Source organism: Komagataeibacter ossonobensis (assembly GCF_057359305.1).
In genome coordinates, this window is sequence record NZ_JBXAYQ010000001.1 from 333051 (window position 1) to 358351 (window position 25301).

The 25301-nt window shown below is 63.5% G+C and carries 20 protein-coding genes and 1 tRNA gene; 11 read left to right on the top strand and 10 right to left on the bottom strand.

The window, feature by feature from the left end:
• Positions 1–96: 96 nt before the first annotated feature.
• The 3 genes from dapD to AC1RQ9_RS01540 are packed head-to-tail and all read left to right on the top strand — an operon-like array spanning position 97 to position 2773.
• A complete protein-coding gene (gene dapD / locus AC1RQ9_RS01530; RefSeq protein WP_485985306.1) occupies positions 97–945 on the top strand; it encodes a 2,3,4,5-tetrahydropyridine-2,6-dicarboxylate N-succinyltransferase in 849 nt (282 codons plus the stop codon).
• 23 nt (positions 946–968) lie between these two features.
• Positions 969–2126 carry a succinyl-diaminopimelate desuccinylase gene (gene dapE, locus AC1RQ9_RS01535; RefSeq protein ID WP_485985307.1) on the top strand — a complete coding sequence of 386 codons (1158 nt, stop codon included), beginning with the start codon at positions 969–971 and terminating at the stop codon, positions 2124–2126.
• Positions 2126–2773, top strand: a complete 648-nt coding sequence (locus AC1RQ9_RS01540; protein WP_193733677.1) for a hypothetical protein — start codon at positions 2126–2128, stop codon at positions 2771–2773. Before dapE ends, AC1RQ9_RS01540 begins: the two co-directional genes overlap by 1 nt.
• Before the next feature lie 104 nt (positions 2774–2877).
• Here AC1RQ9_RS01540 and truA read toward each other — a convergent pair whose 3' ends face one another.
• From truA to def, 3 genes are all read right to left on the bottom strand, one after another.
• The gene (gene truA, locus AC1RQ9_RS01545; protein ID WP_485985308.1) at positions 2878–3699 is read right to left on the bottom strand and encodes a tRNA pseudouridine(38-40) synthase TruA; all 822 of its coding nucleotides are present in this window, start codon (positions 3697–3699) and stop codon (positions 2878–2880) included.
• Positions 3692–4684: a methionyl-tRNA formyltransferase gene (gene fmt / locus AC1RQ9_RS01550; protein ID WP_485985309.1), complete on the bottom strand. Its 993-nt coding sequence runs from the start codon at positions 4682–4684 to the stop codon at positions 3692–3694. Before fmt ends, truA begins: the two co-directional genes overlap by 8 nt.
• An 82-nt stretch (positions 4685–4766) precedes the next feature.
• Complete coding sequence (def, locus tag AC1RQ9_RS01555) at positions 4767–5309, bottom strand: peptide deformylase (RefSeq protein WP_193733680.1); 543 nt, start codon at positions 5307–5309, stop codon at positions 4767–4769.
• A 214-nt stretch (positions 5310–5523) separates the two neighbouring features.
• On the opposite strand from def, the gene AC1RQ9_RS01560 reads away from it, so the two are divergent.
• Both AC1RQ9_RS01560 and AC1RQ9_RS01565 read left to right on the top strand, forming a co-directional pair.
• Positions 5524–6000 carry an Hsp20 family protein gene (locus AC1RQ9_RS01560; protein ID WP_193733688.1) on the top strand — a complete coding sequence of 159 codons (477 nt, stop codon included), beginning with the start codon at positions 5524–5526 and terminating at the stop codon, positions 5998–6000.
• 84 nt (positions 6001–6084) lie between these two features.
• Positions 6085–6339, top strand: coding sequence for a DUF1150 family protein (locus tag AC1RQ9_RS01565; RefSeq protein ID WP_193733681.1), 255 nt, complete (start codon positions 6085–6087; stop codon positions 6337–6339).
• Between the two features lie 112 nt (positions 6340–6451).
• Here AC1RQ9_RS01565 and hpf read toward each other — a convergent pair whose 3' ends face one another.
• The 7 genes from hpf to AC1RQ9_RS01600 form a co-directional block, all read right to left on the bottom strand.
• Positions 6452–7078 (bottom strand): ribosome hibernation-promoting factor, HPF/YfiA family, encoded by a 627-nt coding sequence (hpf, locus tag AC1RQ9_RS01570; protein ID WP_485985310.1) that lies wholly within the window; start codon positions 7076–7078, stop codon positions 6452–6454.
• A gap of 285 nt (positions 7079–7363) precedes the next feature.
• Positions 7364–8143, bottom strand: a complete 780-nt coding sequence (gene lptB, locus AC1RQ9_RS01575; protein WP_193733683.1) for an LPS export ABC transporter ATP-binding protein — start codon at positions 8141–8143, stop codon at positions 7364–7366.
• Positions 8140–9441, bottom strand: coding sequence for a hypothetical protein (locus tag AC1RQ9_RS01580; RefSeq protein ID WP_485985311.1), 1302 nt, complete (start codon positions 9439–9441; stop codon positions 8140–8142). Before AC1RQ9_RS01580 ends, lptB begins: the two co-directional genes overlap by 4 nt.
• Complete coding sequence (gene lptC, locus AC1RQ9_RS01585; RefSeq protein ID WP_193733689.1) at positions 9441–10178, bottom strand: LPS export ABC transporter periplasmic protein LptC; 738 nt, start codon at positions 10176–10178, stop codon at positions 9441–9443. The genes AC1RQ9_RS01580 and lptC overlap by 1 nt, the downstream gene beginning before the upstream one ends.
• Positions 10175–11227: a KpsF/GutQ family sugar-phosphate isomerase gene (locus AC1RQ9_RS01590; protein ID WP_485985312.1), complete on the bottom strand. Its 1053-nt coding sequence runs from the start codon at positions 11225–11227 to the stop codon at positions 10175–10177. Before AC1RQ9_RS01590 ends, lptC begins: the two co-directional genes overlap by 4 nt.
• Positions 11228–11279: 52 nt before the next feature.
• Positions 11280–11927, bottom strand: a complete 648-nt coding sequence (locus AC1RQ9_RS01595) for a ribonuclease D (RefSeq protein ID WP_485985313.1) — start codon at positions 11925–11927, stop codon at positions 11280–11282.
• A 249-nt stretch (positions 11928–12176) separates the two neighbouring features.
• Positions 12177–12263 (bottom strand) — tRNA-Leu (locus AC1RQ9_RS01600).
• Positions 12264–12487: 224 nt separating this feature from the next.
• On the opposite strand from AC1RQ9_RS01600, the gene AC1RQ9_RS01605 reads away from it, so the two are divergent.
• The 6 genes from AC1RQ9_RS01605 to uvrB all read left to right on the top strand — a co-directional run bounded on the left by AC1RQ9_RS01605 (position 12488) and on the right by uvrB (position 25274).
• Positions 12488–13381 carry a complex I NDUFA9 subunit family protein gene (locus AC1RQ9_RS01605; protein WP_193733692.1) on the top strand — a complete coding sequence of 298 codons (894 nt, stop codon included), beginning with the start codon at positions 12488–12490 and terminating at the stop codon, positions 13379–13381.
• Positions 13382–13547: 166 nt separating this feature from the next.
• Positions 13548–15002, top strand: coding sequence for an NAD(P)-dependent oxidoreductase (locus tag AC1RQ9_RS01610; RefSeq protein WP_485985314.1), 1455 nt, complete (start codon positions 13548–13550; stop codon positions 15000–15002).
• Positions 15003–15004: 2 nt separating this feature from the next.
• A complete protein-coding gene (gene gltB / locus AC1RQ9_RS01615; RefSeq protein ID WP_485985315.1) occupies positions 15005–19537 on the top strand; it encodes a glutamate synthase large subunit in 4533 nt (1510 codons plus the stop codon).
• A gap of 194 nt (positions 19538–19731) precedes the next feature.
• Positions 19732–21585, top strand: a complete 1854-nt coding sequence (locus tag AC1RQ9_RS01620) for a M3 family oligoendopeptidase (protein WP_485985316.1) — start codon at positions 19732–19734, stop codon at positions 21583–21585.
• Positions 21566–22957: an ABC1 kinase family protein gene (locus tag AC1RQ9_RS01625; protein WP_193733696.1), complete on the top strand. Its 1392-nt coding sequence runs from the start codon at positions 21566–21568 to the stop codon at positions 22955–22957. Before AC1RQ9_RS01620 ends, AC1RQ9_RS01625 begins: the two co-directional genes overlap by 20 nt.
• 70 nt (positions 22958–23027) lie before the next feature.
• Entirely contained in the window at positions 23028–25274 is a 2247-nt protein-coding gene (gene uvrB, locus AC1RQ9_RS01630; RefSeq protein ID WP_485985317.1) for an excinuclease ABC subunit UvrB, read from the top strand.
• The last annotated feature ends 27 nt before the right edge of the window (positions 25275–25301 follow it).

Here is a 25301-nt window from a genome sequence, read left to right on the forward strand (position 1 = left end):
TGCCCATGATCCTCCGCATGGTCCGCAGGCAATCAATACCGAAGGCCCCCGGCATGACCCGCCGGGGACGCCTGCCCAAGACAGGATTTTGCAAATATGACCGATACATCCCTTCAGAGCCAGATCGAGGCCCTGTGGGAGCGTCGCGAGACGCTGTCCACCGCCACCACAGGCGCTGACCGTGATGCCGTCGAGGCAGCCCTTCTGGCGCTGGATTCCGGCAGGCTGCGCGTCGCAACCCCCGGCCCGGCCGGCTGGGTCGTCAATGAATGGCTGAAGAAGGCTGTCCTGCTTTCCTTCCGCCTCAATGACAACCGGATTGTCGAAGGCGGTGGTGCTGGCGCGCCCAGCTTTGACAAGGTGCCGCTGAAATTCGCGGGCTGGGACCAGGCGGCGTTTGCCGCCGCGGGCTTCCGCGCGGTGCCGGGTTCCATCGTACGCCGTTCCGCGTTCATCGCGCCGGGTGTGGTGCTGATGCCCAGCTTCGTCAACGCCGGTGCGTATGTCGATAGCGGCACGATGGTCGATACGTGGGTTACGATCGGCAGCTGCGCGCAGATCGGCAAGAACTGCCACATCAGCGGCGGCGTGGGCATTGGCGGCGTGCTGGAGCCGCTGCAGGCCGCCCCCGTCATCATCGAGGACGGCTGCTTCATCGGCGCGCGTTCGGAAGTGGCTGAAGGTGTTGTGGTCGAACGCGGCAGCGTGCTGTCCATGGGCGTGTTCCTTGGCGCTTCCACCAAGATCGTTGACCGTGCGACGGGTGAGGTCTTCATGGGCCGCGTCCCGGCCTATTCCGTGGTTGTCCCCGGCACGCTGCCGCCGCGCCAGGCGACCAGCACCGATGGCAAGCCGCTGCCGTCTCTGGACTGCGCGGTGATCGTCAAGCGTGTCGATGAGCGCACGCGCTCCAAGACCTCGATCAACGACCTGCTGCGCGGCTGAGAAACATCATGGGGGATGGCGGAATGGCGAATACGGAACAGGATCCCGGCGGCGTTATCGCCCTTGCGCGTGACCTGATCCGCTGTCCTTCCGTAACCCCTGATGATGGCTGCGGCATCACCGCGCTGGCCCATGTGCTGGAACAGATTGGTTTCAGCGTAACCCTGTTGCCGTTTGGCGAAGGGGCGGCGCGCACCCCCAACCTGTTCGCCCGCCTTGGCACGGGACATCCGCATCTGTGTTTTGCAGGGCATACGGATGTCGTGCCGGTGGGCGACAACAGTGCATGGGCGCATGACCCCTTTGGCGGGGTCATACATGACGGCGTCCTGTTCGGTCGGGGCGCATGCGACATGAAGGGGGGCATCGCCGCCTTTGTTGCCGCCGTCAGGCTGTATCTGGAACGCACGCCACGACCACAGGGATCGATCAGCCTGCTGATTACGGGCGATGAGGAAGGCCCCGCCACCAACGGCACGGTGCGTGTGCTGGACTGGATGGCGGCCGAGGGCCAGATCCCTGATTTCTGCCTTGTGGGCGAACCCACCAATCCCGCTGGCATGGGTGAGGTCATCAAGATCGGCCGCCGTGGCAGCCTGAATGCCCATATTACCGTGCATGGCACGCAGGGGCATGTGGCCTATCCACACCGGGCGGATAACCCGGTCCATCGCCTGCTGGCGCTGCTGGGTGCACTGACGGCGGCCCCGCTGGATGCCGGCAGTGAATGGTTCGAGGCCTCCAGCCTGCAGGTCACCAGCCTTGACGTGGGCAATACGGCCACCAATGTCATTCCTGCCCGGGCCGAGGCCCGGCTGAACATCCGTTTCAATGACCTGCATACCGGCGCCGACCTTGCGGGCTGGATCCGTACCGTGGCCACGCGGCATGCGCCACGGGCGGATGTGGGTATTGCCATCAGCGGTGAATCCTTCCTGACCGAACCCGGCGTGCTGGTGGAGGCCCTGCGTGCGAGCGTGCGCGCGGTGACGGGGCATGTACCGAAGCTGGATACCGGCGGCGGCACGTCGGATGCCCGCTTTATCAGCCGTTACTGTCCCGTGGCGGAATTCGGGCTGGTGGGGGCAAGCATGCACAAGACGGACGAGCATGTCAGCCTGTCGGACCTGAAGCAGCTGACAGCGATCTATACCGGCTTTCTTGAAAAGGTAATGCGTTAATGTCTGATCGCGGCACATCCCCCCAGCCGAATTCACCCGGTCTTGGCATGATCCTCAAGGGAATGCTGCTGCTGGGGCGGGGCCGCGCGGAAGGCATCGCCTATTTTGGCAATACGCGCGATTCCGTCCTGGCTGCACTGGCACCCCGCCTGGCATTGTGGCTGGTGGGTGGCGGACTGACCATCGGCACCGCCCCGCAGGCGCTCAGCGGGGTGAAGGTGCTGTTTGCGCTGTGCCTGATCCTGCTGCCCGCCATCGTGACCCATGCGCTGGCGCGGCGGTGGAAGCGGGAGGGGCTGTGGCTGCGCTACATCACGGCCGCATGGTGGACGGACTGGGTCACTTTGTTCGTGGGGCTGGCGGTGGCGCTGCTTATGGCGCTGGCTTCGCCCAAGCTGCTGGAATCCAGCACGGGGGCGATGATTCTGAACGGGGTGGAGTTCGGTTACAGCCTGTGGCTGACATGGTACGTGGCACGTATCGGCCTGCTGCTGCGCCGTGGGCAGGCGGTGGTGCTGGTGCTGGCGATACTGGGCAGCCTTGGCCTGTTGTCGGCGGTGGTCGGTGTGCTGTCCCCCAACCAGCGCGCATGGCATGATTTCCTTTACCCCCTGCTGGTGCAGCAGGGGCAGGGATCGGCTCACTGATAAAAAACAGAAGTTTCTGGGTGCTGCCTTTTTTTTAAGGCGGTGTCTCCTGAAGCTTTTTGGAAAAAAGCTTCACCAAAAACTTTTGCTGGTTACCACGCAGGTCAGCGGCTGAAGGGATTTTCCTCGTAACCCACACCTGTCAGGCACAGGCCTTCCGGCGGGGCGGTCGGACCACCCGCGCGGCGGTCACGCGCCGCAAGGGCCTGTTCCACCCGTTCCGGTGCCCAGCGGCCTTCACCGACCAGTTTCAGCGTCCCGGCCATGTTACGCACCTGATGGTGCAGGAAGGAACGGGCTTCGGCTTCAATCACCACATATTCGCCTGCGCGCCGCACCTCCAGCCGGTCGATCGAACGCACCGGGCTGCGCGCCTGACAGGCCGAGGCACGGAAGGACGTAAAATCATGCCGTCCCACCAGCGACTGGGCAGCGCTGTGCATTACATCCGCATCCAGCGGTGCGCGGACATGCCAGACATGGCCTTCCTCCAGCGCCGGGCGGGCGGCACGGTTGAGGATCCGGTAGCGATAGGCGCGTGAACACGCGGAAAAACGTGCATTCCAGTGCGGTAGCACCGGGCGCGCCATCAGCACCACGACCGGGTGGGGCTTCATGTAGAAATTCAGTCCGTCCCGCACCGTGGCGGTGGACAGTGTGACGTCGGCCGGGAAATCCAGATGTGCGACCTGTCCGCTGGCATGCACGCCCGCATCCGTGCGGCCTGCAGTGATGCTGCGCACGGTACGCCCGGCGGTCAGGTTCTTCGCGGCATCTTCCAGAAGGCCCTGTATCGAGGTCAGGTGTTCCGCCTGCTGGCGTTGCCAGCCGACAAAGCCGCGCCCGTCATATTCCATTAGCACCGCCCAGCGGCAGACCGATGGCGGGGCGGCGTCACCGGGACGCGCGGGCGGGGCTTCAGACATTGGATGTCTCTGTCCCAAAACGCGTGCCGGGGGCGACAGCCTGCCCGCGCAGGAAATCGGCGGCTTCCATCATGCCGCGTCCAGGACGCTGCAGGCGGGTGATGCGCAGCGTGGTGCCGTTGCCACAGGCTACGAGAAGCTGGTTATCCAACACCATTCCAGGCACGACCCGCATGTTGTTGATCCACCCACGCTCCATAATGCGGGCCATCTGCGTAACGAATGGGGACAGGACTGAATTCTCAAGGCTTACCGCCCCGATCTTGATGACTTCCCCACCCATTACGGTAAAAGTGCCGGGCCATGGCGTCAGCGCCCGCACCTGCCGGTCAATGTCAGCGGCGGGACGGGTCCAGTCGATGCGCCCGTCCTCACGGCTCAGGCGCTGGACATAGGTGACGCCTGCTTCAGGCTGCGGTGTGCCGGGAAAGGCAGGACGGTTCAGGACGTCGACAATCAGCCGCCCGCCCATGGCCGCAAGGTCATCATGCAGCGTGTTGGCGGTAGTGTGCGCTGTCAGTGTCACATGGTCGCGCAGCAGCATGGCGCCGGTATCCAGTCCTGCATCCATCTGCATGATGGTGACGCCACTTTCGCTGTCACCGGCCAGGATGGCGGCCTGTATCGGGGCCGCACCGCGCCAGCGTGGCAGCAGGCTGGCATGGATGTTCAGGCAACCCCGCTCGGGGGCATCCAGCATGGCCACCGGCAGGATCAGGCCATAGGCCGCGACTACGGCGGCATCCAGCTTCAGGTCACGGAAATACGCGTGTTCTTCCACATTGCGCCGCAGCGACAGTGGCGTGCGGACGGGAAGCCCCAGTTCTTCCGCGGCAGTCTGCACGGGGGAGGGGCGCAGCTTCTTTCCACGCCCGGCAGGGCGGGGGGGCTGGCTGTAGACGGTCACGATATCATGCCCGGCCTCATGCAGGGCACGCAGGGCGGGCACCGCGAAATCAGGCGTACCCATGAAGGCCAGTCGCATGGCGTTGGAATCCGTTCAGGCTGGGCCGGAACCCGTCTGGTGTCACCCCCGGTTCCGGACTGTGTGGTCGCGACCGGCGCGATCAGTGCTTCTGGCGCTGTTCCTTGGCCAGGCGGCGCATGATCATGTTGCGCTTGAGTGTGGACAGGTGATCGACAAACAGGATGCCTTCCAGATGGTCGATCTCATGCTGCAGGCAGGTGGCCAGCAGGTCATCAGCTTCCAGTTCCTGCATCTTGCCATCCATGTCCTGATAGCGCACGCGCACGGCTTCAGGGCGGATGACCTCGGCATACTGGTTGGGCAGCGACAGGCAGCCTTCCTCACGCACGGCCATGGCGTCCGTCTCGGCGATCACTTCGGGGTTGATCAGCACCAGCGGGTTGCGCGCCTCGTCCTTGTCGGCCACGTCCACGATGGCAAACCGCATGCCAAGACCGACCTGCGGGGCGGCCAGGCCGATGCCGGGGGCCTGGTACATGGCCGCAAACATGCGGGGAATGATGGTGCGCAGTTCGCCCATGTCCTCGGGGCGGACAAGGCGGGTTTTCTGGCGCAGGACCGCCTGGGGTGCGACCAGGATCGGCATGGGGGTCGCCTGAGCGATGACATCATGATCAATCATAGACTGCCATTTAGCGTGTCCCCACATGGGATGCCAGAGGGGATGCGGCCAAAATGCCATGGCGCGTGCGTGGTATCCTCCCCTTGCGCATGGCTATTATTCTCCCATATCGTGAAGGGACGGGATGCGGATGCTGTTTCGGGTCCGTTTTTCGTTTCTTGTCTCGCTCGCAGCAGAGGAGGCCGATTTGTCGGGTAGAGTTTTCGGGTCACCCATGTTCCTCGGGTTTGACCATCTGGAGCAGATGCTTGAACGCGCATCTAAAAACGCGTCGGACGGGTATCCGCCCTATAATATAGAACAGGTCAGCCCCACGACCCTGCGCATTACGCTGGCGGTGGCGGGGTTTGTGATGGAAGACCTGCATATCACACAGGAAGACAACCAGCTGGTCATTCGTGGCCGGCAGAGCGACGACGGGCAGGGACGGATCTTCCTGCACCGTGGCATTGCCGCCCGCCAGTTCCAGAAGGCGTTCGTACTGGCCGAGGGAATCGAGGTCGGTGGCGCGTGGATGGATAACGGCCTGCTGCATATCGAACTGGCCCGCCCGCAGCCGGAAGTACGTGTGCGCAAGATCGAGATCGGTCGCGCGCCCGCAGCCCCACCGTCACGCGATCGTGTGGCGCCGGTGGTGGACGTACCCGCCGGACGCAAGCAACGTGTTGTGAGGGTCATTGACGAGGAATAACAGCGTACGCCGTAATGTAACGGCCCATATTGCGATGCAGATGGGAAGGGACGACCGTCCCTTCATGATGCAGGAGAGAACGCGATGAGAGTCACAACACAGAATGGCCGGGTGCTGCTGCAGAATGATGTGGTGAATGCCGCACCGGTCATCAGCACCTCGGAACTGCGCGGTCTGGGTATGGAATCGGTGGCCTACATCCGTGCGGTGGAAGTCGAGGGCGAAGCCGGGTTTGCCATCCATGCCGCTGACGGCACTCCCATGGCAGTGACGGACGACAGGGAGACGGCCATAAACGCCATTCTCCAGCACGAAATGATGCCGGTGCCGCTGCACTAGGCACTGTATCACACCAGATAAGGCAATGGCCCTGTCCCGGTTTTCGGGGCAGGGCCATTTGCATTATGGGGTGCTGCCAGCCCGCGCGGATCCGGCGGACTGGCCTGTCGTGTCAGCCGGCCTGACGCAGGGATGGGTCAAGCCAGCCGATATTGCCGTCCAGCCTGCGGTACAGCACGTTGACGGTATCGGTCTTGGTGTTGCGGAAAAGCTGGATCTGGCTGTCCGCCAGGTCAAGGCGCATTACGGCCTCGCTCACGCTCAGGGCCGGGATCTCGGTCGGATGTTCGGCAATGATTGTGGCATAGGGACCGGCGGGTGGCAGCGCCGCGTCCTCATCCTCGGCCACGCCGTCTTCCTCGGCGGCGGCAAGCGGTTCGGCCATGCCGGGGCGCAGCACATAGCCACGACCGATTTCGGGTACCTGCTGGCGGACCTTCAGGTGGCCGTGATTCGTGGCCTTGCGGTGATAACGGCGCAGGCGCCGGGCAATGTGTTCGGCTGCGTCGTCAAAGGCGGAGTGGGCGTCCGCCGCCTCACCCTCACCACGCAGGGTCAGGCCGCGTGTGGCGTGCAGGTTGATGTCACAGGTAAAAAACGAACGTGCGCGGCTGAAGGTAACGCGTGCCTCCATGGCCTGCCCGAAATACTTTTCCGAAATGCGGTCCAGATGGGCGCTTACCCGGTGTTTCAGGGCATCGGACAGGTCGATCTGCTTTCCGGCAACACTGATGTGCATAAGGGGTAACTCCTTACATGATCACAACGCAGTCGCATGCGGGAGACGGAATACGGTCGTTTCAGTCAATGGTCATGAAATTGAGGGGGACGATCCTGCTCCCATGCGGGCTGCGTGCTGGTGGCGGTTGCGTTGTGCCTGTCGGGCACATGGTCCCGAACGGGTACATTTGGGCATGGTTGCACCGTTGCTGTCCATGCCTTCCTTGCATAAAAGACCACAGGTTTTTTCCTTGGCCTTCCCCTTGCGCATACGCCCTGTCACACAGGGGTGGTGCATGCGGACCTACAGCGTGAATTTTTCACCCAGATAGACGCGGCGCACGTCTTCGTTCGCCACGATTTCCTCGGGCCGTCCTTCGGTCAGCACCTGTCCGCTGTGCATGATGTAGGCCCGGTCGATCACTTCCAGCGTCTCACGCACGTTATGATCGGTAATCAGCACCCCGATGCCGCGATCCTTCAGATGGGCGACAAGGTCACGGATTTCGCCCACCGCGATGGGGTCAATACCGGCCAGCGGTTCGTCCAGCAGGATGTAATGCGGCTGGCTGGCCAGCGCGCGGGCGATTTCCAGCCGCCGCCGCTCACCACCCGACAGGGCGAGGGAGGATGAATGCCGCAGCCGGGTAATGCCGAATTCCCCCAGCAGCCCATCGAGCATCGTCTGCCGCCGGTCCCGGTCCGGTTCCACGATCTCCAGCGCCGCCATGATGTTCTGTTCAACATTCAGGCCACGGAAAATGCTCGATTCCTGCGGCAGGTAGCCAATGCCCATGCGGGCGCGGCGGTACATGGGCAACTGGGTGATATCCGCGCCATCCAGCGTGATCGTGCCCATATCGGGGCGCACCAGCCCCACGATCATGTAGAAGCTGGTGGTCTTGCCCGCGCCGTTCGGACCCAGCAGGGCCACGGCCTCGCCCCGCTGGACCTGCAGCGAGACATCGCGCACGACCTGCCGTTTCTTGTAGCTCTTGCCGATACCGCTGGCGATCAGCCCCGCATCGGCTGCGGGGATCGGCTGTTCGGTGGTGGCCTGGTCGGCCGGGGATGTCGTGTTCATCTTGCTGATCCCTTGTCACCCTTGCCCGCCTGGTTCGGAATGACCAGGCCGCTGACACGTGAGCCGGGGTTATCGGTCAGCGTTGCGATATCGGTGTGCATGTTCACGATGGCCGACGTGCCGCTGACCTGATTTTCCCCACGGGTGATATGCACGTTGCCAACCAGACGGGCAATGCCCGTATCGGGCACGTATACGCCCCGGTCGCCGGTTATGGTCTCGGTGCGGGTGCGGATCACGATATGGCCGAAGGCATCGACATGGTCGACCGTCCCGGCCCCGGGGGCCGGACGATCGTCCACGCGGGTTGCGCCCTGTGGGGCGTTGCCATCGGGGTGGGTGGCGTCCCATTCGCGGCGCGGGTTGCTGCGCTGCGCCTTTGGCCTGTCATACCCGACCAGCACGTCGGCGCGCAGCTGCCGCCCGTCATTGGTGGTCATGGTGGCGTTGCCACGGGCGACCGACATGTGTTCGTGCGAATGGTATTCCAGCACGTCGCGCGCGGTCAGGATATCCTGTGGCGTGGTCATCTTCAGGTGCTGGCCGGTCATGACCAGGATCGCCTGGTCCACGTCATAGACCGCATGGTCGCCCCATGCCTGGTCATTCGTGTTGAAGGAATGGACATGGCCGATTGCTTCCAGGCGGTAGACCTCGCTGGCGCCACCCGATCCGTCGCCACCGCCCGCGCCATTTCCCGTGGCGGGACCAGGCTGGCCGCCGGGAACGCCCGCTGGCGCCGGGGCATCGGGCGTGGGCATGTCCTGCGGCAGGGTGTCGGATGTCGTGGTCAGGCTGGTGTCCACATCGGGATCGGCGCCAGCGGGGGCGGCTGGCGTGACAGGTGTGGCCGGTGCCGCTGGCGTGGCCTGCGGTGTCGCGGCGGGTGGGGTGTCGCCTGCCGCCTGTGGCGCGTTGTCCGTTATGTGGGGACGGCGGGTTTCCAGCGGGGGGGCAACGCCCAGATGGGCGGCCAGTGGTGCGTCGGCCCCTGGCGGCCCGGCCGGGGCAGCCTGTGGCGTGGCGGGGGACGTGGTCTTTGCCGGCGTGGTCGTGGCCTTCTTGCGGTAGAAGGCGACCAGTCTGTCCGCGCGTACGGTCATGTCGCCACGGATGGCCTGTGCACGCTCATAGGCGGTGACGGTCTGCGCGTTCTGGTCCCAGTCGAAGCCACCGGCGGCGGTGACGTTGATCTGCTGGCCGTGGGACATGTCCAGTCCCTGCGCCATGACGGGATGTGCCGCCACCAGTCCCACAAGGACGCTGCCAAGCGGCAGGCGGAATGTTGCGCGCGCCATCAGTTCGATCTTTCCGCTGCGTTGAGGATCATGCGGCCCGGCCCGCGAAACAGCATGATGCCGCCGCGTGTGTCCAGCATGCCGCCCTGTACGTCAATCTGTCCTATGGGGCCTTCGGCATGGATCCAGTCATCGGATACGACGATGTTGTGACGCATGTCCATATCGGCCGAGGGGCTGAGCATGAGGGTCCCGTCATTGCGGTACAGCGTGACATCATGCATCAGGTCCAGGATCTGCGCATGCTGGATATAGACGCCGTCATGCGCGGTGACATACAGCCAGTTCCCGTTATCCATCAATGTATCGGCAGCCGGGTTGCTCAGGTCAATCCGTTCGGTCGAGATCTGGCGCGCCTCGTCCGCGGTGATCATGTAGGGGCGGCCATGGTCATCCAGCCCGCGATAGGTGGGGTTGAGCATGCTGCCGCTTTTCACGCGCACATGGCTCATCTGCGCCATGGTGCCGGTATGCATGATGACCGCGCGCTGCACTGCCGGCCATGCGGCGATGGAACCCAGCAGTATGAGTGCCAGAAGCGGCAGCATCCACTTGGCCGAACGCAGGATGGTCTGCCGCCGGGCCAGGTCGGCGGCATTGGGCAGCAGGCGCGTCCGTGTGGACTGGTCGAATATGCTGCGCTGGCGTTCGATGTCGGCCGCGCTGCGGGCGTAGTCCTCACGCTGGATATGGTTGGGATCGGTCCCGTCGTCCCTGTCGTCCGGCTGTTCGGTCATGCAACGCCAGCACGCAGCAGGTCATGAAGGTGAAGGATGCCGACAGGGTGATTTTCATTATCCAGCACGAAAATGCTGGAAATGGGGCGGGGGCGGTCATTCATGATGCGCAGCGCTTCTGCCGCCAGCATGTCGGGGCCAATGGTCTGCGGTCTGGCATTCATGATGTCGGTGGCACAGGTGTGGTCCAGGTCCTGTTCCAGCGCAATACGCAGGTCGCGGTCGGTAATCAGCCCGGTCAGCCGGTTTTTCGCATCCACCACGCCCATGCAGCCAAAGGCCTTGCGGGTCATTTCCATGATGACCTGCCGTACCGGCATGGTGGGGGGACCCAGCGGCATGCTTTCGCCCGTATGCATGAGTTCACGCACCCGGCGCAGCTGTGTGCCCAGTCGGCCGCCGGGGTGGAAAATGCCGAAATCACTGGCGCTGAACCGGCGGCGCTGCAGCAGCACGATGGCCAGCGCATCCCCCAGCGCAAGCTGCATGGTGGAACTGGTGGTTGGCGCCAGCCCGTTGGGGCAGGCTTCGGGCGCATGGGGCAGTGGCAGCACGATATCGGCCGTGCGGGCCAGCGTGGACTCCGGGTGCGATGTCATGGCGATCAGCAGCATGCCAAAACGGCGTGTATGGGAAATCAGGTCGGCCATTTCCGCCGTTTCGCCGGAATTGGAAATGGCGAGTACCGCATCCCCGCGCTGCAGCATGCCCAGGTCCCCGTGCGAGGCTTCGGCCGGATGCACGAAAATGGCGGGCGTGCCGGTGGAGGCAAGGGTCGCCTGGATCTTGCGCCCGATATGCCCCGACTTGCCAATGCCCGTTACCACCACGCGCATGTTGTCCGCCAGAATGTGCTCCACCGTTCTGACAAAGGCTGGACCCAGCCCGCCCTCTCCATTGGGGCCGGATGTTTCCATGGCGGTAATCATGGCCTGGAGGCCAGCGGATTCGGTGCGCAGCACGCTGCATGCTTCACTGAGCATGCGGGCCTGTACCTGCGGCACGCTTTCTTCAACGACGGGGAAGGTGGGTGAAAGGCTGCTGTTCATGCCAGGTCTGTATTGTCGTGAAATGGTTTCCGGTCAAACGCCGGAACCATTATCAGGCTGCGCGATGCGCGAAAATGTCCGGATCCACGTAGCCAAGGATGTCCAGACGGGCGCGGGTCGGAAGGAAATCGTAACAGGCCTGTGCCAGTTCGCGACGGTTTTCACGGTGCAGCAACGCCTCCAGCTTTGCCCACAGGGCATGCAGGTACAGTACGTCGGATGCGGCATAGGCCCGCTGTTCCGGTGTCAGTTCGGGCGCGCCCCAGTCTGAACTCTGCTGCTGCTTGCTCAGTTCCACCCCCAGCAGTTCACGGCACAGATGCGCGAGCCCATGGCGGTCGGTATAGGTCCGCACCAGTTTGGAGGCGATCTTGGTGCAGATGTTCGGCGCAACCGTGATGCCAAGGGTATGCTGCAGGATCGCCACGTCAAAGCGGGCGAAATGCATGAGCTTGGGCAACGTGGGGTCGGTCAGCACGCGCACCAGGTTGGGACAGTCCGCCGCCGTGATGCCTGCGGGCACCTGAACCAGGTGGGCATGCCCGTCCCCACCTGAAAGCTGCACAAGGCACAGCCGGTCCCGGTGCGGGTTCAGGCCCATTGTTTCCGTATCAACAGCCACGGCGCCGGTGAACGTGACGTCGGCCGGCAGGTCGCCGCGATGGAAATGAATGGCGTCAGGGGCCGGGCTTGCAGCCATATGGAAAATGCTCCGTCACGATATTCGGTTTCACGGTGGCAGGTCTGGAACGCAACCGCAAGGAAAGCCATTCGTTATGTCACGATCCCTGCCCGGTCGGGGCGGTGCGTGCGGACCTGCCAGTGAAATGGGTATTCGTGGGCGGTTTACACCAATTTGCGCAGGGAAACAGACAAAAAGATAAAGGGGCAGTCCCGAGACGGGCTGCCCTGACCATCCCCAGAGGGGAGTTTTACCAGTTTTGTGTGATGGTGCCCAGAAGAAGACTCGAACTTCCACGACCTTGCGGCCACAGGTACCTGAAACCTGCGCGTCTACCAATTCCGCCATCTGGGCTCAGAGGCTCCCCAGCGGAGGCCGCCGGGGTGGTGTGAGGGGTGTTTAGTCCGGCCCGGCGGGACGGTCAACAGGGTAAATGCATTTTTTTGAAAACAGGCGCATTTTTTTCTTTCTGCCTGTCCCGGCAGGTGTCCGGGTGGGGCAGAAATCACTGTCTGTGTGACGGGTAAAATGGGAAAACGGTGCGTGGCGCAATCAGGCGCCACGGATGGGGGCAGGCTATGACACGCAAGGTCGCGACGGTTTTTGGTGGTTCGGGATTCGTGGGGCGGTCCGTGGTCGCGCGGCTGGCGCGGGCGGGATATGTGGTTCGGGTTGCCGGGCGCACGGCCACGGACGCGGCGACACTGCGCATGTTGGGGGATGTGGGGCAGGTGGTGGCTGTCGTCGCGTCCATCACGGATGAAAAGGCATGTGTCGCCGCGATCGAGGGCAGCAGTCTTGTCATCAACCTTGTGGGAATCCTGTCCCCCCGCGGCGCCGATACGTTCGAGGCTATCCATGTTGAAGGGGCCGCGCGCGTGGCAAGGCTGGCTGCCGCATCCGGGGTCGAGCGCCTGATCCATGTCTCGGCGCTTGGCGCGCGTGCCGACAGTCCCTCCGCCTATGCCCGCAGCAAGGCGGAGGGCGAATGCATGGTCAGCCGCGCGATGCCGGAGGCCGTGATCGTCCGCCCCTCGCTGATATTCGGGGTGGATGGCGCTTTCCCCGCCATGTTCGCGCGTATGGCGCGGTTCCTGCCGGTCATGCCGGTATTTGGCGCCACGACCCGTTTCCAGCCGGTCTGGGTGGGTGATGTGGCCGATGGGATGGTCCGCATCGCCACGGGGGCAGACATGGCGGGCGCCATTTTTGAATTCGGTGGCCCGCAGGTGCTGACCATGCGGCAGATCGTGGCGTGGGCGGCGCGATGGGGTGGGCACCCGCGCCCGTTATTCGTGGTGCCGCGCTGGCTGGCGCGTGTTCAGGCAACGGTGCTGGAACACCTGCCCGGAAAGATGCTGACACGCGATCAGGTCAGGCTGCTTTATGTGGATAATGTGGTGGCTCCCGGTGCGCGCACGCTCGACATGCTGGGCATTGCGCCGTCCCCTATGGGTCTGGTGATGGGGTAGGTGGCCCGGAACTTTGGATTTTTCGAGCATTTCTGGCGTTTTCTTTGAATAAGGTCAGCATTACTGTCTTTTATTCATCCGGGGTGTTGCGTAGGTCTGTTCCTCGCTTCGGGTGCCTGTCGTGCGCCCGGAACGTCCTTCCATTATGCAGACCAGGGGCAGACCGATGGCCGAGCGCATGCTGAAATTCGTCTCTGTGGCGCAGGAGCAGCCGGACAAACGGCCTGCCGAGGCGCGCCGCAAGGACTTTAACGAGATTTATGCCGAATTCGTGCCCGCCAGGGCCGAAACTCAGGCCTCGCGCTGTTCACAGTGCGGCGTGCCGTTCTGTTCGGTGCACTGCCCGCTGGGCAACAACATCCCCGACTGGCTGATGATGACGGCGGCAGGCCGGATGGAGGAGGCGTATGAGCTATCCTCCGCCACCAACACCTTCCCCGAAATCTGTGGCCGCATCTGCCCGCAGGACCGCCTGTGTGAAGGCAACTGCGTGATCGAGGAAGGATTCGAAAGCGTCACCATCGGCGCGGTCGAACGCTACATTACCGATACCGCCTTTGATAATGGCTGGGTCAGGCCGGTGAAGCCGGTGGCCGAGCGGGATGAGAGTGTGGCGATCATCGGTGCCGGTCCCGGCGGCCTTGCCGCCGCGGTCCAGCTGCGCGAGCAGGGCTATCAGGTCCATGTCTATGATCGTTACGACCGCATTGGCGGCCTGCTGATGTATGGCATTCCCGGCTTCAAGCTGGAAAAGGACATCGTCCTGCGCCGACATAAGCTGCTGGTGGAATCCGGCGTCCAGTTCCATCTGGGCAAGGGTGTCGGCGATACCGATGGCGCGGACAGCATTGCCTTTTCCACCCTACGCGCGCGGCATGACGGCGTGCTGATTGCAACGGGGGTGTACAAGTCGCGTGATATTGGCGGTCCCGGCGCGGGTCTGGGCGGCATCGTGCGTGCGCTGGATTACCTGACGGCGTCCAACCGCGTATCGCTGGGTGACAGTGTCGCGGAATATGACAATGGCGACCTGAATGCGGCGGGCAAGTCGGTCGTGGTGATTGGCGGTGGCGATACGGCCATGGACTGCGTGCGCACCGCCATCCGGCAGGGTGCAAAATCGGTAAAGTGCCTGTATCGCCGTGACCGTGCCAACATGCCCGGTTCCGTGCGTGAGGTGAAGAACGCCGAGGAAGAAGGTGTCGAGTTCGTCTGGCTGGCAGCCCCCCAGGCGTTCGAGGGCGAAGGATCCGTGACCGGCGTGCGCGCCAGCCGCATGAAGCTGGGCCTGCCCGACGCCTCCGGCCGCCAGTCGGTCGAGCCGGTGGAAAACAGCACGTTCACGCTGGAAGCCGACCTGGTGGTCAAGGCGCTGGGCTTTGACCCCGAACCGCTGCCCACGCTGTGGGGCCAGCCGGAACTGGAGGTCTCGCGCTGGGGCACGCTCATGGTCGATCGCAAGACGTTCATGACCAGCCTGCCCGGCGTGTTTGCTGCGGGTGACATCGTGCGCGGGGCCAGCCTGGTGGTGTGGGCCATTCGCGACGGGCGTGACGCGGCGGCGCAGATGCACGCATGGCTTGAGGAAATGACGGCCGCACAGGCCGAGGTGGCGGAGTAAGCATGATGGATCAGTTTGAAAACCAGTCCACCGATTTCGTTCAGGAATGGCAGGACAACGCGCAGGCCATTTCCGGCCTGTACACCCCCGCCGATGAACATGATGCCTGTGGCGTGGGCATGGTCGCGGCCCTGGATGGCAAGCCGCGCCGCGACGTGGTGGAAGCCGGTATCGCGGCCCTGAAGGCCGTGTGGCACCGCGGTGCTGTCGATGCCGATGGCAAGACCGGCGATGGCGCCGGCATCCATGTCGAGATCCCGCAGGACTTCTTTGCCGACGCGATCCATGCCGGCGGTGCGGAAAGCGGCGTGGACAGCCAGATCGCGGTGGGCATGATCTTCCTGCCCAAGACCGATATCGCGGCGCAGGAACGCTGCCGCCAGATCATCGAAAGCGAGATCCTCGCCTTTGGCTACAGCATTTATGGCTGGCGTCAGGTGCCCATCAATACCGACTGCATCGGGGAAAAGGCCAACGCCACCCGCCCCGAGATCGAGCAGATCCTGATCCGTAACCTGCCCGGCAGCACGGAAGACGAATTCGAGCGCGACCTGTATGTGATCCGCCGCAAGATCGAAAAAAGCGCGATCGCCAATCAGGTTGACCTGTATGTGTGTTCGCTGTCGTGCCGGTCGCTGATCTACAAGGGCATGTTCCTGGCCGAACACCTGACGGAATTCTATCCCGACCTGCTCGATCCGCGTTTTGTCAGCCGCTTCGCCATCTATCACCAGCGGTACTCGACCAACACCTTCCCGACATGGAAGCTGGCGCAGCCGTTCCGCAGGTTGGCCCATAATGGTGAGATCAACACCATTTCGGGCAACGTCAACTGGATGAAAAGCCACGAAACCCGCCTGGCCGATCCCATCCTTGACCCCTATATGGACGATCTCAAGCCCGTGGTGCAGGCGCAGGGGTCGGACACGGCGTGCTTTGACAACGTGTTCGAACTGCTGACCTTCGCGGGGCGTGACGCGCCCATGGCGCGATGCCTCATGATCCCGGCCAGCGTGGGTGGCAATTCCGCCATGCCGCAGCGGCACAAGGACATGTATTCCTACTGCAACGCCGTGATGGAACCATGGGATGGGCCGGCCGCCCTGTGCGCCACCGACGGGCGATGGATGGTCGCGGGCCTTGACCGCAGTGGCCTGCGTCCCCTGCGTTACACCATTACCGATGGCGGCCTGCTGATTGTCGGGTCCGAGACCGGCATGGTGAAGGTGCCCGAGGCCGAGATCGTCAGCCGTGGCCGCCTTGGGCCGGGGCAGTCGCTTGCGCTCGATCTCAAGACCGCGAAGCTGTACAGCAACCAGGAACTGCTCGATGAACTGTCCGGGCGGCAGGATTTCTCGTCGTGGGTCAAGCGCACGCAGGAAATCTCCTCCATCGTCCGCCCCGATGGCAGCGAGCCCGTGCTGTATGATGCCGAGATGCTGCGCCGCCGCCAGTTGGCCGTTGGCCTGACGCTGGAAGACCTTGAAACCATCCTGCAGCCGATGGTGGAAAACGCGTCCGAAGCCATCGGGTCGATGGGGGATGATACGCCGCTGGCGGTGCTGTCCACCCGTTATCGCGGGCTTGCGCATTACTTCCGTCAGGCATTCAGCCAGGTCACCAACCCGCCCATCGACAGCCTGCGTGAAACGCGGGTGATGAGCCTCGTGACCCGCCTGGGAAACCTTGGCAACATCCTGGAGGAAAGCGAGAGCCAGTGCGACCTGCTCCAGCTTCCCTCCCCGGTGCTGACCACGGGTGAATTCCAGGCGCTGGTCGATTTCTGTGGCAAGAACGCCTGCATCATCGACTGCACCTTCCCTGCTGCTGATGGCGAAGCGGGCCTGCGCGCCGCCATCGCCCGCATCCGTGCCGAGGCCGAGGACCGCGTGCGTCAGGGCTGCACCCATGTGTTCCTGACCGATGAGCACCAGTCCGGTGATCGTGCCTATATCCCCATGATCCTTGCGACGGCGGCGGTGCATACGCATCTGGTGCGCCAGTCGCTGCGCACGTTCACATCACTCAACGTCCGTTCGGCCGGTGCGCTGGATGTGCATGCCATCGCGGTGACGATCGGGGTGGGGGCGACCACGGTCAACCCGTACCTGGCGCAGGAAAGCATTGCCGACCGCCACCGTCGTGGCCTGTTCGGCAAGCTGACGCTGAGCGAATCGGTGGAGCGGTACCGCAAGGCGGTCAACAAGGGCCTGCTGAAGATCATGTCCAAGATGGGGATTTCCATCGTGGCGTCGTATCGCGGCGGCTACAATTTCGAGGCCATCGGCCTGTCGCGTGCTCTGACGGCGGAATTCTTTCCCGGCATGCCCTCGCGCATTTCCGGCATCGGCCTGACCGGTATCGCGCGTAATGTGCTCAGCTTCCACCACAAGGCATGGAACAGGCAGGTTGAAACCCTGTCCGTCGGTGGCCGCTACAAGCTGCGCCGTAGTGGTGAGGTGCATGCATTTGACGGCAACCTGATCCATATGCTGCAGACGGCGGTCTCCACCGGCAGTTTCTCGGTCTACCAGCGTTATGCCGATGCGGTGCGCCGCCAGCCGCCGGTTGCCCTGCGTGACCTGCTGGACTTCCGTGGCGGGCGCACGGCCATCCCCGTGGAATCGGTCGAAAGCATCACGGAACTGCGCAAGCGCCTGATTGCGCCCGGCATCTCGCTGGGTGCGCTCAGCCCCGAAGCGCATGAGACGCTGTCCATCGCCATGAACCGCATCGGGGCCAAGTCCGATTCGGGTGAGGGGGGTGAAGACCCCGCACGCGCCAGGCCGCGCCCCAATGGGGACAATGCATCCTCCGCCATCAAGCAGATCGCGTCGGGCCGCTTTGGCGTGACCGCGCAGTACCTGAACGACTGCCGCGAGATCGAGATCAAGATGGCGCAGGGTGCCAAGCCCGGCGAGGGCGGGCAGCTGCCCGGCTTCAAGGTGACCGGCCTGATCGCGAAGCTGCGCCATGCGACCGAAGGTGTGACCCTGATTTCGCCCCCGCCGCATCACGACATCTACTCGATCGAGGATCTGGCCCAGCTGATCTACGACCTCAAGCAGATCAACCCCGAGGCCACCGTGACCGTGAAGCTGGTTGCGCGTTCGGGTATCGGCACGATTGCTGCCGGTGTGGCCAAGGCCAAGGCGGATGCGATCCTGATTTCGGGCCATTCCGGCGGCACGGGCGCAAGCCCGCAATCCTCGGTCAAGTATGCGGGCATGCCGTGGGAACTGGGGCTGGCGGAGGCGCATCAGGTGCTGATGCTCAACCGCCTGCGCCACCGCGTAAAGCTGCGCACTGATGGCGGGCTGAAGACCGGCCGTGACGTGGTGATCGCCGCCATGCTGGGGGCTGAGGAATTCGGCATCGGCACGGCCAGTCTCGTGGCCATGGGCTGCATCATGGTGCGCCAGTGCCATTCCAACACCTGCCCTGTGGGTGTGTGCACGCAGGACGATGAACTGCGCCGCAAGTTTGAAGGCACGCCGGAGAAGGTCATCAACCTGTTCTCCTTCATTGCCGAGGACGTGCGCAACATCCTTGCCTCACTGGGCTTCACCACGCTCAACGAGATCATCGGCCGCACCGACCTGCTGCATCAGGTGCTGCGTGGGGCGGACTACCTTGATGACCTTGACCTCAATTCGCTGCTGGCACAGGCCGATCCCGGCCCCTATGGCCGTTACTGCACGCGTGAGGGGCGTAACGAGGTGCCCGAGACGCTGGATGCGCAGATGATCGCGGATGCGCGCCCGCTGTTCGATCATGGTGAGAAGATGCAGCTGCAGTACAATGTGCAGAACACGCATCGCGCCATCGGCACGCGCATTTCGTCCCTGATCGTGCGGCAGTTCGGCATGACCACGCTTGCGCCGGGGCACCTGACGGTGCGGCTGCGTGGGTCGGCGGGGCAGTCGCTGGGTGCGTTTGCGGTGCAGGGCCTCAAGCTGGAGGTGCTGGGTGACGCGAACGACTATGTCGGCAAGGGGCTGTCGGGGGCGACCATTGTGGTCCGCACCTCGCCGTCCTCCAGCCTTGTGTCGAATGAAAACGCGATTGTCGGCAACACCGTCCTGTATGGCGCGACCGCTGGTGCGCTGTATGCGGCGGGGCAGGCGGGCGAACGTTTCGCGGTGCGTAACTCGGGTGCGACTGCGGTGGTCGAGGGCTGCGGGTCCAACGGTTGTGAATACATGACCGGCGGCACGGTGGTGATCCTGGGTGAGATTGGCGACAATTTTGGCGCGGGCTTCACCGGTGGCATGGCCTTTGTCTATGACGCCAGCGGCACGTTTGCCGAGCGGGTAAACCCCGATACGGTCATGTGGTGCCGCGTGCAGGACCCGAAATGGGAAACCATGCTGCGTGAACAGGTGGAAACCCATGCGCGCGAAACCGGCAGCCATTATGCCGAACTGCTGCTGCATAACTGGGACAGGACCCTGCCGCGTTTCTGGCATGTCGTGCCCAGGGAATACGCGCGCGTGATCGGGTTTGAAGCCCCCGCCATGGCGCGTGGCGCCTGAATGCAGTGCTGATTTCATCGTTATTGTGCAGGGCGGGGCCGGGCAGGAATGTCCGGCCCCATCTGTATTCAGGGCAGAATATCGACAGGCGGGGTCGCACAGCGCGCCGGGACGCACTAGATTCAGGGTATGGGAATCGCGTCGCAGGCGCATGTGCGCAGGCTTCGCCCGATCTGATGGTTGGTGCTTGATCTATGTCCAAAGCGTATTTTTCCGCCCTTCCGGCCGGTGCCGCCGGCCTTTCCCCCGTGCATGCGGACGCAGCCCAGCCATCGGGCGGTGCGTCCGCACTGGCCGGGCTGCCGCGGTGGGACCTGTCGGATCTGTATGATGGGCCGGATTCGCCGCAGCTTGCGACCGACCTCGATCAGGCGGATGAGGACGCGCAGGCATTCTCACGCGCATGGCAGGGACGTCTGGCCAATGTGCCGGGTGGCGAACTGGCGCAGGCCATTGCTGAATATCAGCGCATTGACGAAGTGCTGGGCCGGGCGGGATCGTATGCCCAGCTTCTGTTCGCGGCCAATACATCGGATTCCGACGTGGCCCGGTTTGCGCAGTCGGTCAATGAACGGCTGACCGCCATTTCCACGCATCTCCTGTTCTTCACGCTGGAAATCAACCGCATTTCCGATGACGGGCTGGCTGCACAGCTGAGCGACCCGGCCCTTGCGCACTGGGCGCCTTTCCTGCGCGACCTGCGGGTGTTCCGTCCCTACCAGCTGTCTGACGAGGTCGAGGCCGTCCTGCACGAAAAATCCGTCACGGGGGCCGCCGCGTGGAACCGCCTGTTTGACGAGACGATGGCCAGCCTGCGGGTGCGCGTGGGCGGCGCGGACACGACGCTGGGCAATGCGCTGGACACCATGTCCAGCCCCGACCGCAAGGTGCGCGAACACGCCGCCCACGCCATTGGCGATGAACTGGGCCGCAACGTAAAGCTGTTTTCGCTGATTACGAACACGCTGGCCAAGGACAAGGCCATTGTGGACGGGCTGCGGCATTACCCGCGCCCGACCTCGGCACGCAACTGTGCCAACATGGTCGAGGATGACGTGGTCGATGCGCTGGTGCAGGCCGTGACCGAGGCCTATCCCCGCCTGTCACACCGCTATTATGCGCTCAAGGCAAAGTGGCTGGGGCTGGAAAAACTGGAATACTGGGACCGCAACGCGCCCCTGACCACGCAGGATGAACCGCTGATCCCGTGGGCGGAGGCGACAAAGCAGGTCATGGCGGCGTATGAAGGCTTCGACCCGCGCATGGGCACCGTGGCGAAGCAGTTTTTCGACCACGCCTGGATCGATGCGCCGCCGGTGCCGGGCAAGGCTTCCGGCGCGTTTGCCCACCCCACCGTGCCGTCGGTGCATCCCTACCTGCTGCTCAACTACCGTGGGCGCACGCGGGATGTGATGACGCTGGCGCATGAACTGGGCCATGGCGTGCATCAGGTGCTGGCGGGAAAGCAGGGCTACCTTATGTCCAGCACACCGCTGACACTGGCGGAAACCGCCAGCGTGTTTGGCGAAATGCTGACCTTCCGCGCGCTGCTTGATGCCCAGACCGATCCCGCGCGCCGCAGGCTCATGCTGGCGGCCAAGGTGGAGGACATGCTCAACACCGTCGTGCGCCAGATCGCCTTCTACCGTTTCGAGATGCTGGTGCATGAGGAACGCCGTCGCGGCGAACTGCTGCCCGCGCGCATTGGCGAAATCTGGCGCCAGACGCAGGTCGAAAGCCTTGGCCCCGCCTTCAACTTCACGCCAGATTACGATGTGTACTGGACGTATATCCCCCATTTCATCCATTCACCGTTCTATGTGTACGCCTATGCCTTTGGCGATTGCCTGGTAAACGCGTTATACGGGGTGTTCCGGTCCGGCCACCCGGGCTTTCAGGACAAGTACCTTGATATGCTGAAGGCAGGCGGGACGAAGCGGCACCGTGAACTGCTGGCCCCCTTCGGGCTGGATGCGGCGGACCCCGGTTTCTGGCAGAAGGGACTGGATGTGATCGCCGGATTTATTGATGAACTGGAGCGTGTCTGACGTGGCGGATGAACGGAATATCGATAATACCGGCCTGTTTGGTGAATTCCGCCGCATGGTGCGCACATCCGGCACGGTGGGCGGCATTGCAGCGCGTATCGCCGGGCACAAGATGGGTTTCCGCTCCAACCAGTCCGTCCATGCCGAGGACCTGAAAAGCGTCCTTGGCGGGCTGAAGGGGCCGCTCATGAAGGGCGCGCAGCTTCTGTCCACCATTCCCGGCGCCCTGCCTGAGGAATATGCCAAGGAACTGGCGCAGCTTCAGGCCAATGCGCCGGCCATGGGCTGGAACTTCGTCCGTCGCCGCATGTCCGCCGAACTGGGGCCGAACTGGGAACGTAATTTCCGCTCCTTCAACCGGGAAGCCTCGGCCGCGGCAAGTCTGGGACAGGTGCATCGTGCGGTGCTGCCCGACGGGCGGCAGGTGGCGTGCAAGCTGCAGTACCCGGACATGAAATCCACGGTCGAATCCGACCTGCGCCAGTTCCGCATGGCGGTGGGCCTGTTCTACCGCCTGGACAGCACGATCTGTCAGGATGACGTGCTGGAGGAACTGCAGGACCGGCTGTACGAGGAACTGGACTACCTGCGTGAAGCCGCGAACATGCGGCTGTATCACCTGATGCTGGCGGAATTCGAGGACATTACCATTCCCCAGCCGGTGGATGCGCTGTGCACCGCGCGCCTGCTGACCATGGAATGGGTCAACGGGCGCGGCATCCAGAAGGTGCTGGACACCAACCCCACGCAGGAGGAGCGCAACCGCATGGCACGCGCCCTGTTCCGCGCGTGGTATGCGCCGCTGTACCGGTATGGTGTCATTCATGGTGACCCGCATATGGGCAACTTCACCGTGCGTGATGATTTCGGCATCAACCTGCTGGATTTCGGCGCGATCCGGATTTTTCCCTCCCGCTTCGTGCAGGGCATCATCGACCTGCACCGCGCAATCGAGACGGATGACGAGAATCTGGCGATGCATGCCTATGAGGCATGGGGTTTCACCAACCTGTCGCTGGATACGGTGCGGGTGCTAAACGAATGGGCGCGCTTCATCTACGGACCGCTGCTGGATAACCGTGAGCGGTTCATTCAGGAAGACAACGACCCGCAATATGGCCGTGCCGTTGCCGAACGCGTCTATAATGGCCTGAAGCGTACCGGCGGCGTGCAGCCCCCGCGTGAATTCGTGCTGGTGGACCGGTCCGCCGTGGGGCTGGGCAGCGTGTTCCTGCGCCTGAAGGCCAAGGTGAACTGGCACGAACTGTTCCAGGAACTGGCGGGTGACTTCAACGAAGCCGCACTGGCCCGCAGGCAGGCCGAAGCCCTGCGCACCGCGCGGGTGCCGGCACCGCTCGGGTCACGGAACTGAAGGAAATGGGGACGATCCGGCCGCGTGCGACCCTTGCACTGCTGCGGTTGCGTCCCCACTGTCTGTAGCCATGGCAACAGCATCGCGCAGCAAGAAGAAAAAGACGACTGACATCGATCCGGCGGACATGCCTGTCCTGTTCCAGCCCGAACGTCAGCCGGCAAAACCCAAGACCAATCAATTCAAGGTCCATTCCCCCTATGAACCTGCTGGCGACCAGCCCACGGCCATTGCCGAACTGGTCAGCGGTGTGGAGGGGGGCGAACGCGATCAGGTCCTGTTGGGTGTGACCGGGTCGGGCAAGACCTTCACCATGGCCAAGATCATCGAGGCGACGCAGAAGCCGACGCTGGTCCTGGCCCCCAACAAGACGCTCGCCGCCCAGCTTTATGCGGAAATGAAGCAGTTCTTTCCCGATAACGCGGTCGAGTATTTTGTCAGCTACTACGATTACTACCAGCCCGAGGCCTATGTGCCCCGGTCGGATACGTATATCGAAAAAGACAGCCAGATTAACGAACAGATCGACCGCATGCGCCATGCCGCGACACAGGCGCTGCTGGAACGCAACGATGTGATCATCGTGGCCTCGGTCTCGTGCATTTACGGTATCGGCTCGGTCGAGACGTATTCGCGCATGGTGGTCAAGCTGGAGGTCGGCGGCGAGATCGACCGCGACCGGTTGATCAAGGGACTGGTCGAACTGCAGTATCGCCGCAATGACGCGGCTTTTCAGCGCGGTACCTTCCGCGTGCGCGGCGAGACGATCGATGTCTTCCCCGTGCAGAACGAGGACCGGGCCTGGCGCATCAGCCTGTTTGGCGACGAAATTGACGAGATCAGCGAATTCGATCCCCTGACGGGCGAAAAGACCGGGGATCTCGAATCCATCAGCATCTACGCCAACAGCCATTACGTCACCCCGCGGCCTACGCTGACGCAGGCGATGACCGGCATAAAGCAGGAACTGCGCGAGACGCTGGCGCGCTTCAATGAAGAGGGCAAGCTGCTGGAAGCCGAGCGCCTGCAGCAGCGCACCACCTTCGACCTTGAGATGATCGAGACCACGGGCGTGTGCAAGGGGATCGAGAACTACTCACGCTACCTGTCCGGCCGTGCGCCTGGAGAGCCGCCGCCGACCCTGTTTGAATACCTGCCCGAAGACGCGCTGCTGATCGTGGATGAAAGCCACGTGACCGTGCCGCAGATTGGCGGGATGGAACGTGGTGACCATGCGCGTAAATCCGTGCTGGCGGAATTCGGCTTCCGCCTGCCGTCCTGCCTTGATAACCGCCCGCTGACCTTTGCCGAATGGGATTCCTACCGGCCCCAGACCGTGTTTGTCAGCGCCACCCCGGGGCCATGGGAAATGCGGCGTGTGGACGGCGTGTTTGCCGAACAGGTGATTCGTCCCACCGGCCTGATTGATCCCATCACCATTGTCCGCCCGGTCGAACACCAGGTGGATGACCTGCTGGCCGAATGCCGCCAGACCATTGCCGATGGCGGGCGCGTGCTGGTCACGACCCTGACCAAGCGCATGGCCGAGGACCTGACCGAATACATGAACGAAGCCGGCATCCGCGTGCGCTACCTGCATTCGGACGTGGATACGCTGGAGCGCATCGAGATCATCCGCGACCTGCGGCTTGGCGCGTTTGACGTGCTGATCGGCATCAACCTTCTGCGTGAGGGGCTGGATATTCCCGAATGTTCGCTGGTCGCCATTCTGGATGCGGACAAGGAAGGCTTCCTGCGCTCGCGCACGTCGCTGATCCAGACCATCGGCCGCGCCGCGCGTAACGTGGATGGGCGCGTGCTGCTGTATGCCGACAAGATGACCGACAGCCTTGCCTACGCTATTGAGGAAACCGCGCGCCGGCGCGAAAAACAGAGCCTGTGGAACGAGGAACACGGCATTACCCCCCAGTCCGTGCGCAAGCATATCGGGGAGGCCATATCCTCGGTGTTCGAGCAGGATTACGTTACCGTCACGCCTACGGCCGATGGCAGCGTGCAGGAAATGGTTGGCAAGGACTACAAGGCCGCCATTGCCGATCTGGAAAAGAAGATGCGCGCGGCGTCGGCCGAACTGGAATTCGAGACCGCGGCCCGCCTGCGTGACGAAATCCGCAGGCTGGAGGCACTGGAACTGGGCATGGAGCCGCCGCCCCTGCCGCAGTCCAGCGCGGGCCGTCCGGGCACCAGCCCCAAGGCCATAGCCCGGCGCAACCGTGGCCCGGTGCCGCTGGGACCGGGTGGCGGTGGCTATGATCCCGAACAGGTGAAGGGAAGGGGAAAGCGGCGTGGACGATAGGACAGGCGGGCAACCCCGGCCCTGTGC

Excerpts from the sequence above, each read along its gene's own strand:
- dapD (WP_485985306.1), top strand. The coding sequence starts at position 97 with ATGACCGATACATCCCTTCAGAGCCAGATCGAGGCCCTGTGGGAGCGT.
- dapE (WP_485985307.1), top strand. The coding sequence starts at position 969 with ATGGCGAATACGGAACAGGATCCCGGCGGCGTTATCGCCCTTGCGCGT.
- AC1RQ9_RS01540 (WP_193733677.1), top strand. The coding sequence starts at position 2,126 with ATGTCTGATCGCGGCACATCCCCCCAGCCGAATTCACCCGGTCTTGGC.
- truA (WP_485985308.1), bottom strand. The coding sequence starts at position 3,699 with ATGTCTGAAGCCCCGCCCGCGCGTCCCGGTGACGCCGCCCCGCCATCG.
- fmt (WP_485985309.1), bottom strand. The coding sequence starts at position 4,684 with ATGCGACTGGCCTTCATGGGTACGCCTGATTTCGCGGTGCCCGCCCTG.
- def (WP_193733680.1), bottom strand. The coding sequence starts at position 5,309 with ATGATTGATCATGATGTCATCGCTCAGGCGACCCCCATGCCGATCCTG.
- AC1RQ9_RS01560 (WP_193733688.1), top strand. The coding sequence starts at position 5,524 with ATGTTCCTCGGGTTTGACCATCTGGAGCAGATGCTTGAACGCGCATCT.
- AC1RQ9_RS01565 (WP_193733681.1), top strand. The coding sequence starts at position 6,085 with ATGAGAGTCACAACACAGAATGGCCGGGTGCTGCTGCAGAATGATGTG.
- hpf (WP_485985310.1), bottom strand. The coding sequence starts at position 7,078 with ATGCACATCAGTGTTGCCGGAAAGCAGATCGACCTGTCCGATGCCCTG.
- lptB (WP_193733683.1), bottom strand. The coding sequence starts at position 8,143 with ATGAACACGACATCCCCGGCCGACCAGGCCACCACCGAACAGCCGATC.
- AC1RQ9_RS01580 (WP_485985311.1), bottom strand. The coding sequence starts at position 9,441 with ATGGCGCGCGCAACATTCCGCCTGCCGCTTGGCAGCGTCCTTGTGGGA.
- lptC (WP_193733689.1), bottom strand. The coding sequence starts at position 10,178 with ATGACCGAACAGCCGGACGACAGGGACGACGGGACCGATCCCAACCAT.
- AC1RQ9_RS01590 (WP_485985312.1), bottom strand. The coding sequence starts at position 11,227 with ATGAACAGCAGCCTTTCACCCACCTTCCCCGTCGTTGAAGAAAGCGTG.
- AC1RQ9_RS01595 (WP_485985313.1), bottom strand. The coding sequence starts at position 11,927 with ATGGCTGCAAGCCCGGCCCCTGACGCCATTCATTTCCATCGCGGCGAC.
- AC1RQ9_RS01605 (WP_193733692.1), top strand. The coding sequence starts at position 12,488 with ATGACACGCAAGGTCGCGACGGTTTTTGGTGGTTCGGGATTCGTGGGG.
- AC1RQ9_RS01610 (WP_485985314.1), top strand. The coding sequence starts at position 13,548 with ATGGCCGAGCGCATGCTGAAATTCGTCTCTGTGGCGCAGGAGCAGCCG.
- gltB (WP_485985315.1), top strand. The coding sequence starts at position 15,005 with ATGATGGATCAGTTTGAAAACCAGTCCACCGATTTCGTTCAGGAATGG.
- AC1RQ9_RS01620 (WP_485985316.1), top strand. The coding sequence starts at position 19,732 with ATGTCCAAAGCGTATTTTTCCGCCCTTCCGGCCGGTGCCGCCGGCCTT.
- AC1RQ9_RS01625 (WP_193733696.1), top strand. The coding sequence starts at position 21,566 with ATGAACTGGAGCGTGTCTGACGTGGCGGATGAACGGAATATCGATAAT.
- uvrB (WP_485985317.1), top strand. The coding sequence starts at position 23,028 with ATGGCAACAGCATCGCGCAGCAAGAAGAAAAAGACGACTGACATCGAT.